Origin of the sequence: Calothrix sp. NIES-2100 (genome assembly GCF_963875285.1) — a bacterium.
Lineage (GTDB): Bacteria > Cyanobacteriota > Cyanobacteriia > Cyanobacteriales > Nostocaceae > Aulosira.
Map to the genome: position 1 here is coordinate 5,666,113 of NZ_CAWNLA010000001.1, position 15,766 is coordinate 5,681,878.

Here is a 15,766-nt window from a genome sequence, read left to right on the forward strand (position 1 = left end):
ACAGTAGGGGCGGGGTCTCCCCGCCCTTATTTGGGTTTCCCCGCCCTTATTTGGGTCTCCCCGCCCTTATTTGGGTTTCCCCATGCTTGAGAAAAATCCTGTAGTCGCGGCATTTCCCAGCAGGCGATCGCTAGCAACTTAGGTGATAGTTGTCATTGCGAAGAGGATGGTCTGAGTCTCTCCCGCCAAGAAGGCTGTGATGGTGATGAATTTCCCGAACCAGATGAGCTACTACCTGAGGAGGAGGATGATGATGATGATGACCTCCGAGATCTCCGAGGGGTCGAAGGCTCAGATGATTCTACCTGCCGAGAGCGCCGTCTAGGACGAGATTCTGAAGAATCACTGCTATTGCTTGATTCTTCGCTGCGATACCGCCGCCGTCTACGAGATGAAGATGTGTCATCATCTTGCTGTTGGTAATAACGTCTGCGCCGCCTGGGAGTCTCATCTTGTTGCTGCTCTGCTTGATAATTTCTCCGCCTTCTCGATGGACGCTCTTCATTGCTAGAATTGTCCTCATCGTCATCCTTCGAGGATACAGCTTTATTCACAATTCGTTTGGGTTTCAGGGGTTGGGCTTTGATGGTGCCTTTACGACCTTCCAGTTTGGGAAGTTTAGGAAATTTTTCTACTGGCATATCTTTGACGGCTTTTTCCATAAATTCATGCCATGTATAAGCCGCACTACCGCTACTACCCCAAGTCGGGCGATTGTCATCGTTACCTAACCAAACTCCGGTGACGATTTGGGGAATGTAGCCAATAAACCATAAATCCCTGGCTTCATCGGAGGTGCCAGTCTTGCCAGCCACTGGTCTATTATCTAATTGGGCAGCACCACCAGTACCTTCTTCTACGACATTGCGTAGCATCCATGTCATGATTGCAGCACTATCAGCATCGAGAACTCGCTGGGGGGCAAAATCAGCTGACCAAATTACCTTACCCTGGCGGTTCAGGATACGGCGAATCCCATGAACTTCTGTGTGCAAGCCTTGAGTCGCAAAGCTACCATAAGCGCTAGTCAATTCCAGCAGATTCACTTCATTAGAACCCAGTGCCAAGGAATATGTAGGCTTAAGTTCTGATTTAATTCCCATATCGTGGGCGAGTTTAATCATTGGCTCAAATCCCACATTGATTAACACCTTCACCGCAATTATGTTAATCGAACGAGTGAGGGCATCTCGCATACTCATCGAACCGTGGAATTTTTCACTGAAGTTCTTTGGTTCATAACCGTCTACGACAAAGGGTTCATCTTCGTAAGTATCGTAGGGGTTTTTACCACTAGCGATCGCCGTCGCATAGACAAATCCTTTAAATGTCGAACCTGGTTGACGCTGGGCTTGCGTTACGCGATTAAACTGGTTTTTGCCAAAGTCTTTACCCCCAACCATTGCCTGAATTTCACCATTCCGGGGGTCTACCGCTACCATTGCTGCTTGTTTAAAGTTCTCCCAGCGTCCTTGATTTCGCAAGGTTTTGGCTACTGCTTCTTCTGCGGATTTCTGCCAAGTCGGGTTTAAGGTGGTTTCTACCACTAAACCCCCGCCTGCTAACACATCAGGGGAGACATACTTGGGCAATTCTTTTTGAATATAGGTAGTAAAGTAGGGTGATTCTACTTGCAGTCGCTTAGGTAAACTACTGGTGACAGTTAGTGGTTCTTTGGTTGCTGCTTCCCTTTCGGCGGCTGTAATTATACCATCTTCTTGCATCCTTTGCAACACCAAGTTCCGCCTAGCTTTCGCCGCTTCCGGATTTTTGTCTGGGGCGTAGAGGCTGGGGGCTGGTGCCAATCCGGCTATGGTAGCCATTTCTGGTAAGGTCAGTTGATCCACCGTTTTACTAAAATATACCCATGACGCATCGGCTACACCATAAGCCCCAGATCCCAAATACACCAAATTCAAGTAACGCTCCAGAATCTGGTCTTTAGTCAATTCGGTTTCAATCTTCTGTGCCAGACGAACTTCTTTGAGTTTGCGCCAGATTGTTTTTTCTTGTTTGATAAACAAAATCCGCGCTAGCTGTTGGGTGATGGTGCTACCGCCTTCGACTACATCTTGCGATCGCAAGTTATTCCAAACTGCTCTGACTATGCCTTGCGGATCAACTCCCTTGTGTTGCTGGAATCTTCTATCTTCTGAGGCGATGAAAGCTTTTTTCAAGTTATCTGGTATTTGTTCCAGTTGTAACTGTTCTCTTGCTGCTTCACCTTGCTGTTGTAGAATAGTACCGTCAGCCGCTTTGATGGTCAATGTCTGCTCTCTGACAACAGCACTCAACTCAGATTTATCTGGCAATGTCCGGTCTATGCTGTTAATCCCGTAGTTAAAGGCGATTATGCCACCACCTACGCTCAAGCTTGCCCAGAACCAAAGGCGGCGATAAAACGGTTTTTCCCTGGTGGATAGTCTGGCAATTACCCCAGATGAGACGCTTTGCATCTGGCTTAGCACCTGCTTTCCTTTGCCCACCTGTGTTTGTGGTAAGTTCTCATCTACAGATTCTTCATTTTCGAGATTATTACCAGGCGACAATCGCGCGTTCTCCTTGTCAGATGCACTTGTATCAGTTGATCTTTGCTTGAACCAGGAGGTCAGTTTCCCCACGTTAGTTCCTCGCTCAAATGTAGTTATTACCTAACCACCAGCAGTTTCGCGGTCAGCTTACCACCTTTGTGTTAGTTTGACAATATGCTACATAATACCTAGACAATGCTAGATATTACTTGACGTTTCCACGGGAGCATGGGAGCGCGTAGCCACTCGATGTCCAGGTACGTTTTCGCCAACTCAAGCTACCGCCTCAACAACTAAAACTAGGGAATAGAATCCATCAATCTTCAATTGTCGAGGTTGAGTGAGGTAGTTGCTCTACTTTGACAAACCCCAAGTGGAGCAACTGCCTAGCCTGGGTTTCAGGCAGTAATTTGGTTTTTAGACAGGTTAATTACCCGTCCTGTATGGTCAGTATTATACACAATATCGCCCATGCCAACACAGCAAATAAATTTGCCGTTGCTTGCCCATTCAATCTGCCAAAAAAGCAGAGTTTGGCGCTGATCACAAAGATAGATAATATCCCATAAATAAATCAGTGAATACAATTACAGACAATAATTTTTGGGAATAATTTTAAATTTTTATGGTAATAAATAATACATTAAAATAAGTAATTACTTGTAAAAGAACGGCGATCGGCAAATGGAAATATGCTCCAAGTATAGATAGAGGAACGAGGATGAGCATTATGTTCACAAAGAGTGCAATAGTTAAAGGTGTGAGTGCGGCGATCGCGTTGGGTAGCAATATGGGCGATTCAGAGGAAATTTTAGCAGCCGCGATCGCCACTTTAGCCAAAACACCAGGAATTCTTCTAGAAGCCAAGTCCCATTTGTATAAAACTAAAGCTATAGGGCCACCACAACCAGATTACTTAAACGGCTGCGCTACCATCAGAATCTCCATGCTACCGCACCTGTTATTAGAAACTTTATTAGCGATCGAACAAAAATTTGGGCGTGTTCGTCAAGAACGTTGGGGGCCTCGCACCCTAGATCTAGATTTGTTATTATATGATGACTTAATTTTGGATACACCAACCTTACAAATTCCCCATCCCCGAATGCGGGAGCGAGCTTTTGTTTTGATTCCCTTAGCAGAAATTGCACCGGACTGGGTAGAACCAGTATCCGGATGTGTAATTAAAGATCTGGTTAAAGAAGTAAACTGTTCTGATGTACATTTATTGATGGGCAGTTAAAATTACAACCCATAACCGCAGAAAACAGATGATTTGTACAAACAGCATCACTGTGAAGCTGTGTATCTAGAGACAACACAATTGTACTATGCCATTAGGTAGAGAATTACCACAGCTGCTGAGACAGCGCTTGTTCTATAAAGGACGCAAGTTTAATTTTGAAGTTAATCGCTTGCGGTTACCTAACAAAGCCGAGGGAGAATGGGAATGTATTCGACACCCCGGTGGTGCGCTAGCTGTGCCTGTAACAGCAGAGGGTAAGCTGATACTGCTGCGTCAGTATCGTTTTGCAATTCAAGGAAGAATCATCGAATTTCCCGCAGGTACTTTAGAACCCAATGAAGATCCCCTAGAAACAGTACAGCGGGAAATTCAAGAAGAAACTGGTTATCGTGCCCAAAAATGGGATAAATTAGGAGAATTTTTTCTTGCTCCTGGTTATTCTGATGAAATCCTCTACGCTTTTCTGGCGAGAGATTTAGAAAAGTTAGAGACACCGCCAGCCAAAGAAGACGATGAAGATATTGAAATCCTCTATTACACGCCACAAGAACTAGAGAAAGCCTTTCTAGACGGTGAACCAGTAGATGCGAAAACGATTTCTAGCTTTTTGTTGGCTCGTCCTTTCTTAGTTTAAAGTCGATATGCTCATAGAATTAGCAATTGGCGATGCCTACGGTGCAGGCTTTGAATACGCTGACGAAATGAGCGCTGACAATGATTTGAGTCGATACGTGAAACATCCCCGTCATCGACTCATTCCTGGTAGCTATACAGACGACACACAAATGAGTATTGCGATCGCAGAAGTAATTGTGTCACAAGCACCTTGGACACCACAAGTGTTAGCTGATAGTTTTGTGAACTGCTTTAAACGCGATCGCCGAGAAGGTTATGCTGGTGGCTTCTACGATTTTCTCCTCAATATCTCAGATGGCAAAGAGTTTTTAGCTAAAATTCGCCCTGATAGTGATAAAAGTGGTGCTGCAATGCGTGCAGGGCCTATTGGCATTTTTTCCACACCACAAAAGGTAATCGAAGCCGCAACCATTCAAGCAGCCATTACCCACAATACACCGGATGGCATTAACGCCGCCGTTGCAGCTGCGTTGATGAGCCATTATTTTATTTATCGACTAGGGACAAAGCGCAAATTAGGACAGTTTCTCGAAGGTTATGTATCTGGAGAATGGTCTAAGCCCTGGGAAGGTAAAGTTAAGTCTAAAGGATGGATGAGCGTTAGAGCCGCAATTACCGCAGTAACCCGAAATCACAGCATGAGTGAACTTTTGCGAGACGGTATTGCGTTCACTGGAGATGTCGATACAGTAGCAACAATCGCCCTAGCCGCTGGTTCATGCAGTGAAGAAATTATTCAAGACATCCCCATGCATCTCGTTAACGGTTTAGAGAATGGTGTCTACGGTAGAGATTATCTCATCGAATTAGATAAGCAATTGATGAGTTTGGTAGACAACAAGACTAGCTAATATCCTTTCTTAATGAAGATGCGCCAAATGATTATCCTGGTTCGGTTAGCTTTGTATGTATAGCTGCACCCTCTAGGGTATCACATTAATACCAAAGATTGGTAGGGTCACAACATTTTTGTGACCCATTTGAATTGATATTAAATCGGATTTCTATATATCCGAAAATATGACATATTTGTATCTAGACATTATTAAATCAGCATCTCTACCGATTTACCGTATTTTATAATAAAAACCTTGCTTTTCAAGATAGCTATGAAAAAATATACAGTTTTTAATAGTGCTGGTAAATTTACTGCACTATTAGTATTGATAACTATATTTTTGACTCCATTTGTTATTGTTAACGCCGGGGAACGCGGTGTTTTAATGGAGTTTGGTAAAGTCCAAGATAGGATACTAGGCGAAGGTATTCACACAATAGTTCCTCTAGTCCATACGGTAAAAAAGCTCAGTGTCCGCGTCCAAAATCAGGAAATTTCCGCTGAAGCATCCTCTAAGGATTTACAAGATGTCTTCACTGATGTAGCGCTCAATTGGCATATTATTCCTGAGTCAGCAAATACCATTTTTCAACAAATTGGCGACGAAAAAAACATTATTCAACGCATTATTAATCCAGCAGTTGAAGAAGTGTTAAAAGAAATCATGGCTAAGTATACTGCTGAAGAAATTATTACTAAGCGAGGAGAAGTTAAAAGTGATGTAGATAATGCATTAAGTACGCGGCTAGATAATTATCACATTGCTGTTGATGATATTTCTCTAGTTCATGTTCATTTTTCAGAACGATTCAAAGAAGCAGTAGAAGGAAAACAAGTTGCTGAACAAGAAGCAAAACGGGCAGAGTTTATAGCTATTAGAGCAGCCAAAGAAGCAGAAGCTAAAGTGAATTTAGCAAAAGGAGAGGCTGAAGTAAACAGGTTACTCCGAGATGGATTGACAACAGAAATACTGCAAAGACAAGCAATAGAAAAATGGAATGGGAAACTTCCATTAATTGTTGGTAAAGAAACGCCCAAATTTTGGAATTTGAGCGAACTTCTTCAAAGTGATGAAAATTAAGATAGCTCTGTCTAGCTAGCCTGAGGGCTAACCATTAAAGAATAAAACAGGAGTATCGAGAATTTTCAACTGGATCAATACCATAATTACAAGGGTATAAACAGTAGAAGAAACTAAACCTGTTAATAGCTCTTTTTTCAAATTACGCTCTTTGGCTTGATTTTGAAAAACATCCGCCGAGCCAAATTGCATTAACAGAATTCCGATAATGTTAGATAGCCAGTAGCCGATAATCGAACAAGGTAGAAGTAATTGGGGGGATAGTAAACTACATATATACCCAAAAAAATAGGCGATTGGTAAATTAAATAACAAATCATTCCACCAACACAGTGGTGAAAGCAAATATCCCAGTACCAGGAAAAAGCCACCTCTCAGCTTTTTTAAAATACCTTTTTTTAACTCTTGGGGTACAGCAGGTTGTAATTGTTCCAACTGTGCTTTCCCTGCTGAACTCAACTCTTGACTAACTTCTTGGACGCTTTCCATAAAAAATACACACTATTCCTATCAATCTAGTGTAGTTTAATCTAGAAAGCGAAAAAAAGTCTAGTACAGCAAGGATACTATTTGCAATTTTGGCTGTATTAAGTAAGAAGCAGGTATTTTTTTAGTATTGAAAATCACTCAATGATAATTTGCGAATATTACTAGTACTAAAAGTTACTAAATACATGTGAATTGCATAAGTACTTTTTTGCTCTCACCCCCAACCCCTCTCTTCCTAGATGAGGGAAATCAAAATTGTAATTTTTATTACGCCCTACTTTTTTTTAGGAGAGGTTAATCGAACTGAGGTTAAATTCATCCATGAACAAATTATATGATGTCCGCCTAATTACCCTTAATATGTCATTGCGAGCGGAACGAAGTGGAGCGTAGACGCGGAGCGGCTTCTCGTTCGCGTAGCGTCTCGTAGAGAAGAGTAGCAATCACTTGGACTCTGCGATTGCTTCACTTCGTACCCTTCGGGTTCTCCGAAGGAGTACGCAATGACGGGAATTTGAACGGACATGATATTACTGAATAAAGTAGCTTGAACCACATCTTAGGGTTAAGTAAAAAATTTTATAATCGCTATAATTAAAAATATGGATATTTAACACAGTATGACTAACTTTCCTTCAAATAACTTCTTTTTCATAGCAGGAATTGTTTTTCTCTTGATTGCTGTTTTAGGGCAAACTAAACTGGGTTTTGCGGAAATTAATCCTGGTTGTTTTGGCAGAACCTTAGCTTTATTGATTGGGTTGCTAAGTTTAGCATTTGCTGCGTTATCAGGAACTAGTTCTCTGGAAACATTAGATTTATTAAGAACCTATCTAACCAATCTAATTCAGCAAAGTATGGGATTTATTAATGATTTTCTATCTGGCTCTTAAGGGAGTTGTACAATTTTATTTGGGTAATCTGTTTGCCAGTTTTTCTATTAAGGTACTTCATCCAACTAAAACAGGCTAATTTTAGAACTAGCCTTTTCAAGGTGGATAAAAATTTTGGTCAAAAAATCCCTTTTTCATCTCTTAACTCTGTGTACTCTGTGACTCTGTGGTTAAATAAAATATTTTTGAACCGCAGATGGCGCAGAGGACGCAGAGAGTAAAGCAAAGATTTTATGAGTAACCTTGAAAGAGGTAATTTTAGGAATTAAGTATTGACATAAATCCTAAATATAGATGTTGATAAAAATCAAATCTTTTGTAGGGGTTTAGCATTGCTAAACCCAAATAGCGGTGGTTTATTTACTATCAAACTATGTGGCAAGCATCAGATATGAATCCTGTACATGACTGCTAATTGGCACAATAACAATATTAGTAATAGGCTCCCACAAGGCTATAAGTTAAACTTGCTAATACTAACAAAGTGACAATAACGTAGATAAACTCTCGTCGCCATATAAAAATCAATAAAGAAATTATTACCCGCAAAACAGGCGTAGCAATTAATAACAGCAGTCCCAGTTGAATAATTCCCCGCCGACTACCTGACAAAACTGCATTGATTACACCTACGGGTGAGCGAAACTCTGATGGTTCTCCTTGAAAAAAATTATAGGTAACAGGCTCAGAACCGTGGCGGATTAAGTATAGTATTCCACCTATTAATACGACAGTACTAGCAAGCAAAACTCCATATTTTAGGAGGTTGCTAAGTAAAGTTTCTAGTTGTTTCTCACTTAATGTTTTTATTAAATTCTTTTTGTCCTCAATCTCACAACTATTAGGCAAAGATAGGACTGTGCTAGCTTGTGCTTCTAAGTCTTTTGGTTTTAAAGCTATCGCTACTACTTCATTATCAGACTGTGTTGATGAGAGTAAGTGAAAATCCCCATCAAATTTATACATTTTACAGTCCTCCTATAACATTGTTGTAGACCATCTTCAAAGCCATTACTACCAGCACAAGACTAAAAATTATTCTCAAAGTTTGCGTTTTAGTGCCTACAAGGACTCTAGCACCTAAAAAAGCACCAGGTAATACTCCCAACATTACCGGCATTGATAATCCTGGATCGATGTAACCTCTTGCTAAGTAAACTCCTGCTGATGCGGCGGCTGTAACGCCAATCATAAAATTACTAGTAGTAGTGGAAACTTTGAAAGGTAAACGCATGGCTTGATCCATAGCTAATACCTTAAATCCTCCCGAACCAATACCAAGTAAACCAGAAAGCACCCCTGCTACTAACATGACGCTAAATCCTGCGGGAACAGAATAAACTTGATAAGACATCATTCCCTCAGCAGTGGGATAAGTACCATTGAGTTGGAGATAGTTTGCTAGGGGATCAGCTGGTTCATCTTGAATATGTTCGACTCTGGGTCGTTGAGAAAGGTATGCTGAATAAATGAGGACGATCGCTAATACGATAGTCAAGAATTTAACGGAAACAAAAGTGGCAAGTAAAGCGCCAAATATAGCTCCTATAGTTGTAGCTACTTCTAAAAACATTCCCAACCGTAAATTGGTGTAGCCTTTTTTGATATAGGTAGACGCAGCACCCAAGGAAGTTGCAATTACAGATACTAGGGAAGCCCCAACAGCGTATCGGATATCAACACCAAACACTGAAGTTAATAGGGGAACTATTACCACTCCGCCACCCAAACCAGTTAATGCGCCTAAGAAGCCAGCGGTAAATGCACCAATCCAAACTAATAAAGAAAATTCCAGGATATTCAAATTTCATACCTCTTGCTGGGATATATCAATGTACGATGAGATTTTTTTATAGTTGAAATCTACGTTTTATGTGAATTAAGTCGGGAAACCCGTGTCATTTCGTAAATATTACCAAAACAAGGATTTTGGGCGAATCTAAAAACCTTGATGAGGATCAGAGACGTTTTCAATTCACATCAGGCGTAATTTCAGAATCTGGTTAATATAGATGATAATTTAACTATGGGTTTCTGGCAGGCTGATGAAAGCTAAATATAATGCTGAGATGACATTTTATTTTTTTGATACTTCCAGCGCCAGCCGATGAATTTTGTTTGCTCGCTTTACAAAGCCAGTATATTCACGAGATTTAAAGACCCACTGTCTAACAAAATAAAAGCCCCTAAGCCCATCAAAACAAAAGGCATAATATGATTACCATAGCTGGCTAGAAGATCTGCGATCGCTCTGTTGTGAGTTAATTTATACGCTGCATAGCACAAGCATCCCACTAGCATAAAGAATACTGTTAAAATTACCAGCAAGCTCTCAGGGCTACTACTGGCAAATAAAGGAACATAGATGCTGATGTTGTCAGTACCATTGGCAAATGTCACCGCAGCTACACTGTAAGTTTGGATATTCAGAAATTTGGTTAAAAGCGAGTGATGAGACTGGGTGATTTCTGTCCCTTCTACTTCCGAATTCTCTTCTTCCTGTTTGAGTAAAGAACGGATTCCTATAACTATTGGCACTATACCAAATAGACCAATCCAAGGACGTGGGATCATCAAACCGCCAAAGAAACCGGGAAGACTGGCGACGATTAGTGCTGTAAAACCTAGATACTGCCCAGCAATAATATGCCAACGACGGAACTTAGCATTTACTTGTGAGAAAAACAGTGTTAGCAGCAGCATATCATCAATGTTGGTAGCGCTGAAAGCTGCGATTCCGGTGTTAATTGCAGTGACTAAAACGCTCATATCAATTTTATATTTTAGATTTTGGATTCAGAATTCGGGAACAGAGACAACAATTAAGGTATTTTTCTATCGTTGAATCTGGCGTGAATTTTTTCCACTTCTTGGCGCATACCTACAATCAGGTTGGGAGAACGCAGCCTTTTAATGTTGAACCATCCACAAGTAACAACTAGGTAAAGCAAGAATAGGTAGGGAAACACATCATAAGGAGCTTCCGGGACTGGGAACAGTGTACTACCTGGAATTCCGATACTTCCCAAAACTGGAATCATCATAAATCCTACTGCCAAAACTGAAAAGACTATATCTCGCAGGTGCAGTTGTCGAATGTGGTACAAGTAAACTGGGGCAGCAATGGAAATCAGGATGTACACTGTTAAAAATCCATAGCTACAGATTGCGCCCAAATAACCCATGCTCTCAAACAATTTGATCTGAAATAGAGACATGACAGCAGGTACAAGAAATGTCAGCAAAGAACACATTGTGACTGCAACATGGGGTGTTTTGTTGGATGAATGGGCTGTACCTAGAGAGGAATGAAACAAACCATGACGCGCCATCAAAAAGAATATTCTAGCTGCTGGATTGATACTGCCAAGGATGCAAGCAAAGAAGCTAAGTAAAGCACCCAACGCAACTAATTCTCCTAAAAAACCCACTCCAACTTGTTGTGATAAAAATCCTAGTGGTTCTTCGGTTTTGGTAATTGCAATTCCTGTACCGCTAAACCCCAGCACCTCTATATAGGTAGTTGCAATATAGAAAAGACCTGCAAGTATGACACTACCTTTTACAGCTTTAGGAATAGTCTTCAAGGGGTTTTTTGCTTCATCACCCAAGGATGTTGCACTTTCAAAGCCAGAAAAAGCAAACATCACTAAAACTAATCCTGTCGCCACGCTACCTGGAGTTGTACCAGATAAAGTCAATTGGGACATATCCAGCGCAAAACCTTTGTGTGCCCAAATGATTATGCACAAGATAGCAATCAATAAAATAGATACTCCCTCCATCAATAGCATCGCTACTGCGGAAATTTGGATATCTTTATAAGCTGCGTACCAGGAAATTCCCGCACCAATTGCTAACAGCGTAATACTAGAGGGATGGATACCTAAATGACTGATCAACAGCCCGCTAAAGTTGGCAAAACCGCAGAGTACTGACATCCCAGTCAGTAAATAAGCTAAGACCAAACTCCAGCCGCAAACCACGCCAGCCATTGGGCCTAACCCTTTGGTGATGTAGGAATAAAGTGAACCAGGAGAGGCAGAACGGCTAGCAAATTGATTGATATTAATGCTGACAAATAATAACCCGATGAGTCCAATTAAAAAGCTTAACCAAGTTCCGTTCCCTGAAAGCGCAACTATTAAGCCAATGTTAGATGCTGGTATTGTTGTGGGTGCAATTACAGCAAAAGATTGCGCTAAAACTTCTGAGAAGGAAAGACAATCTGGCTTTAAGCCATGAACACTATGATGCGATGAAATTTCCTTTTTCATTTTGCTGCTTTTGCGAGGGAATAGTACATATATCGGGTGGATTATGGGTGTTTTTGATATTGCATATATCGCAATATCCCTATCTACCTAACCCCAAACTTTGAGCATAGATTTCGATATATATTTCAATTCGACAACTCTATTATCGGTCGTAATTCTGGCGATAGAGGACATCCTACCCCATGTATTTTCTACAATCAAGTGTTAGTAAAAAATAATTTTTAAACTTTACTTAAAGTTTGATTATTTACGATAACCTTATCGGGATTGCGTAAATAAAATTTTAAGAAATATATGATTAATTGATACATTGAATAACAAGATAAAAGTAATACCCTATAAGTCCATCGCCTTTGGGGTAAATTAATTCGATTAAACAATGGGATCAACTAAATGTGGGGTTTAAGCTCAAAACCAGTCCTATAGCTACTTCATAGCTACTTAAATAGCAAAAGTATAAAAATCAATTAATAGCCTAATGTTGCCAAGTTGGAGTTGAAATGGTAGGTTAAAATTAATCGTTCTTCTGAAAAAAACCGAGGTACTGTAAAAAACTTTTCAGAAGCCTAAAATTGTTTTTTTGTTACCAAAGTGACAATTTATCTAAATAGAAATCAACTGAAATTTGTAAAAAGTAGGACATATAAGATGAAAACCTGCAAATACATTTTGATGCTAGTGCTATTACTAGTAAATTTCGCCTTTGCTCAACCGTCATTTGCCGATCGCCCGAAATTTACGAAAAATCCTGATTATGTAGCCATAACGCAAGAGATTAAGAAGCTGCAAGCTGCGAAAGACAAACAGGCTCAATTAGAGGGTTATACACCAGAGCAAATCGACCAAGAAATTAATGAGTTAGAGTTGCAGAAATATGCTTTCGAGTCGGGAATTAATTGGGGACAATGTACCAATGAAACAGGTAAAACTATAGGTGTATACGGGCCAGAACAAAATCTTGATGATGATGACTACTCCACTGGAGCTGCACTATATTTTTTAGCTAATGGTCAAACAACACAAGACAATTGGAATTGTAAGGGGATTTATCTCCCAAGTGATGTGACAGCGGCTGCTTTGACTTTAGATGGAAAAACTCAGGAAGTAGCTGGTGGTGTTGCGATCGCGGTTCCAATCGGAACTAACTTAGTCTTGAAGGCTAATCCAGATACTGGAACACTGGAATTCAATCAGGTTGGGACTAAGATTCTCAAATCTGGTGATGTGGACTGGTTTATTCCCAATGTGTCCCAGGCTATTGTAGATGCACGAGTAACCAACGCCCCTACTAACAAGGCGTAGAGGAAGAAAAACATTCCCATCATGAATTTACCCAGGCCATAACTCGTAGGGGCGGGGTAACCCATTGGTGTCAACTTAAGCTCAAAGGCTTATCCCACAGGCATTTTACCCCACCCCTCAATCCCCTCCCCGTTTACGGGGAGGGGAGGTTTTGCGTCAGCAAAGCCGGGGTGGGGTAACGCGGATCTTGATGTTAAGTGAGAGAATTCGCTCATCAAGTCTTGGCAAGGGTTTCGCGTTAAGTTGACACGTATGGGGGTTACCCCGCCCCTACAATGTGGGATAATTGATTTTTTGCTATTTCCTCACCCTGTTTTGTCACCAATTAGGTGTAAGATTAGTTTACTCTTTTGCTAAAGTCTGTTTTTCTTTTGGTAATAAAGTAGTTTCATCCACAGTTGCATCGGCAATTATGGGATTGGCTAGATTCAAATGGGGTTTGATAATGAAACTCACTCCTATTGCCCAGGCGATCGCAACCATCCAACCTGCCAGTATATCACTAGGGAAGTGAACTCCTAAGTACAGCCTTGTCCAAGCAATAGCTAAGACATATAAGCTACCGCAAAGGCGGATCAACCAACGCCGAGGATGATTTATCGTCAAAATTAGCAAAATTATTACAAAGGTCATACTAGTCATTGCATGACCGCTGGGAAATGCATAATCAAACTCAGGAGCGCTGGATATCCACAGTTGGGGGCGCACTCGATGCATGAGTACCTTGGCGGTGCGGTTAATAATGATACCGCCTAATGCTGTGGTGAGTACATAAGTTAGCGATCGCCACCACCGTCTTTGCCATAAAATGAAGGCGATCGCACTAACCATCGGTAAGACAGTCCAAATCGAGCCTAACTTCGTCAGGATCACCGCCACCATATCTAATTGTGGCTGTGCTTGAGAGTGGACGGACAACAGAATCGGTACATCCCAAGGAAAGCCAGCCTGATTCTGCCATACCTTCATTGCTAAAATTTCAAAAAACTGAAACGGTAGATAGACTCCTATTAATAGGAGCAATAAAGAACGCCAATGGGCAATAAGTACGTTTTTGAGAAAACTTAGCGGCGAACGACGCTTATTAGTCGCTTGTTTCACAGGTTGCATGATTTTTTATTGGTTTAATTTCACAATAAATCTTAATTTTAGGCATATCCTCTAATTAAAGACAGAATTTGAGCATCCGCGATCGCTCTCGGATGTCTTAGCACTACTCACTTGGCTCTGAACTGGAAACCCTTGAACTCAGGTGGGTAATTTTTATAGCAGCCACAACCAGAGAATCCCCTTCAATACCATGTATTATCAAAAATTTAAGTAATTTAGAACACGAGTACCCTAGACTTTAAACCAACTTTATGATTAAAATACGGTAAGCCAGTCGGTTTTCCGTGTTTTATATGGAAATCTACAAAAAATCAATGGGCAGTTAAACCTAGCAAGACAAGCGATGCAAAAGCCGCAATCGCAGTTTGGCTCAAACAACTCCTAATCGGTTTTTTGTGGACTGGGGATTAACTCGACTAAAGCTTGAGTTTGGATAACCTTTGTGTTTCCTATCCCTTGAGCAGCACCATAACTGACCGAGCTTAGTGTACCACTAGGCTAAATTTCGCCTGCTTGACTTCATTACACTTGACACCCCCATTTCTGGATAGGAGTATGCACTATTTATTACTACCAATCTTCAGCTTTTTTGTTGGCATCATTGTTGGGTTAACAGGAATTGGTGGAGCCTCTTTAATCACTCCCATGTTGATTTTTGTCTTCCAGGTTCCGCCTTCTATTGCTGTGAGTTCTGATGTGATGGCTGCAACGTTGATGAAGGTTGTTGGCAGTGTCAAGCACTGGCAGCAAAAAACCCTAGATGTGGAAGTTGTGAAATGGTTGGCATTGGGAAGTGTTCCTGGCTCCCTCTTTGGGGTAGGAATTTTGCACTTTCTCAGACGCACTGGCGAGCATCATTTAGATAGCATTTTGCTGCGGATGCTGGGAGTGATGATTCTGTTAGTCACAGTGTTAGCGTTAGTACAATTACTACTGTTAACTTTTTTCCCCAAGTTCATTTTACCTGAACTACCAAAGTTAGATTTAACAACTAACTTGGGTCGTTTTTTCACAATGCTCATCGGAGCAATTTTGGGCTGCTTGGTAGGACTGACTAGCGTCTCCTCTGGCTCAATGTTTGCTTTGGTAATGATTGCCTTTTTCCGTTTGGATGCGCGTAAATTAGTGGGTACAGATATTTCCCAAGCGGCGATTTTATTACTATTTACTTCTCTAGGACATCTGACTCTAGGAACAGTAAATTGGAGCTTGGTAGTACCAATCTGGATCGGATCGATTCCAGGTGTGTTACTAGGTGCAAAAATCTGCCAAATTGCTCCTCAACGCCCATTACGGTTTATTGTTTACGCAATTTTGATGATGGTTAGTTGGAAGTTAGTTTATCAAGTGTAGGTCATTTGTC

The 15,766-nt window shown here is 41.0% G+C and carries 14 protein-coding genes; 7 read left to right on the forward strand and 7 right to left on the reverse strand.

The annotated features are described in order from the left end of the window. Positions 1–152: 152 nt before the first annotated feature. Positions 153–2,621, reverse strand: a complete 2,469-nt coding sequence (locus tag AACU32_RS23050) for a transglycosylase domain-containing protein (protein WP_096603532.1) — start codon at positions 2,619–2,621, stop codon at positions 153–155. Between the two features lie 640 nt (positions 2,622–3,261). On the opposite strand from AACU32_RS23050, the gene folK reads away from it, so the two are divergent. The 4 genes from folK (at position 3,262) to AACU32_RS23070 (ending at position 6,332) form a co-directional block, all read left to right on the forward strand. Then, entirely contained in the window at positions 3,262–3,774 is a 513-nt protein-coding gene (gene folK / locus AACU32_RS23055; protein WP_339378194.1) for a 2-amino-4-hydroxy-6-hydroxymethyldihydropteridine diphosphokinase, read from the forward strand. Between the two features lie 88 nt (positions 3,775–3,862). Then, positions 3,863–4,411 carry an NUDIX hydrolase gene (locus tag AACU32_RS23060; protein WP_096603534.1) on the forward strand — a complete coding sequence of 183 codons (549 nt, stop codon included), beginning with the start codon at positions 3,863–3,865 and terminating at the stop codon, positions 4,409–4,411. A gap of 7 nt (positions 4,412–4,418) precedes the next feature. Then, complete coding sequence (locus AACU32_RS23065) at positions 4,419–5,264, forward strand: ADP-ribosylglycohydrolase family protein (protein WP_096603535.1); 846 nt, start codon at positions 4,419–4,421, stop codon at positions 5,262–5,264. A 258-nt stretch (positions 5,265–5,522) separates the two neighbouring features. Next, positions 5,523–6,332: a prohibitin family protein gene (locus tag AACU32_RS23070; protein WP_096603537.1), complete on the forward strand. Its 810-nt coding sequence runs from the start codon at positions 5,523–5,525 to the stop codon at positions 6,330–6,332. Positions 6,333–6,359: 27 nt separating this feature from the next. On the opposite strand, the gene AACU32_RS23075 is transcribed toward AACU32_RS23070, so the two are convergent. Next, entirely contained in the window at positions 6,360–6,821 is a 462-nt protein-coding gene (locus AACU32_RS23075) for a hypothetical protein (protein ID WP_096603538.1), read from the reverse strand. 620 nt (positions 6,822–7,441) lie between these two features. Here AACU32_RS23075 and AACU32_RS23080 point away from each other — a divergent pair. Next, complete coding sequence (locus AACU32_RS23080) at positions 7,442–7,714, forward strand: hypothetical protein (protein ID WP_096603540.1); 273 nt, start codon at positions 7,442–7,444, stop codon at positions 7,712–7,714. A gap of 432 nt (positions 7,715–8,146) precedes the next feature. On the opposite strand, the gene AACU32_RS23085 is transcribed toward AACU32_RS23080, so the two are convergent. The 4 genes from AACU32_RS23085 to AACU32_RS23100 form a co-directional block, all read right to left on the reverse strand. Beyond that, positions 8,147–8,680 carry a DUF1634 domain-containing protein gene (locus AACU32_RS23085; RefSeq protein ID WP_096603542.1) on the reverse strand — a complete coding sequence of 178 codons (534 nt, stop codon included), beginning with the start codon at positions 8,678–8,680 and terminating at the stop codon, positions 8,147–8,149. 1 nt (position 8,681) lies between these two features. After that, positions 8,682–9,518: a sulfite exporter TauE/SafE family protein gene (locus AACU32_RS23090; RefSeq protein WP_096603544.1), complete on the reverse strand. Its 837-nt coding sequence runs from the start codon at positions 9,516–9,518 to the stop codon at positions 8,682–8,684. Between the two features lie 323 nt (positions 9,519–9,841). Continuing rightward, entirely contained in the window at positions 9,842–10,483 is a 642-nt protein-coding gene (locus tag AACU32_RS23095) for a cadmium resistance transporter (protein WP_096603546.1), read from the reverse strand. A gap of 53 nt (positions 10,484–10,536) precedes the next feature. Continuing rightward, complete coding sequence (locus AACU32_RS23100) at positions 10,537–11,991, reverse strand: APC family permease (protein WP_096603547.1); 1,455 nt, start codon at positions 11,989–11,991, stop codon at positions 10,537–10,539. Positions 11,992–12,639: 648 nt separating this feature from the next. Between AACU32_RS23100 and AACU32_RS23105 the strand changes: the two genes are divergently transcribed. Next, a complete protein-coding gene (locus tag AACU32_RS23105) occupies positions 12,640–13,293 on the forward strand; it encodes a hypothetical protein (RefSeq protein WP_339378195.1) in 654 nt (217 codons plus the stop codon). A gap of 342 nt (positions 13,294–13,635) precedes the next feature. Here the strand turns inward: AACU32_RS23105 and AACU32_RS23110 are convergent, their stop codons facing one another. Next, entirely contained in the window at positions 13,636–14,403 is a 768-nt protein-coding gene (locus tag AACU32_RS23110) for a phosphatase PAP2 family protein (RefSeq protein ID WP_096603549.1), read from the reverse strand. A gap of 555 nt (positions 14,404–14,958) precedes the next feature. Between AACU32_RS23110 and AACU32_RS23115 the strand changes: the two genes are divergently transcribed. Then, positions 14,959–15,756 (forward strand): sulfite exporter TauE/SafE family protein, encoded by a 798-nt coding sequence (locus AACU32_RS23115; protein WP_096603550.1) that lies wholly within the window; start codon positions 14,959–14,961, stop codon positions 15,754–15,756. Positions 15,757–15,766: the final 10 nt, after the last annotated feature.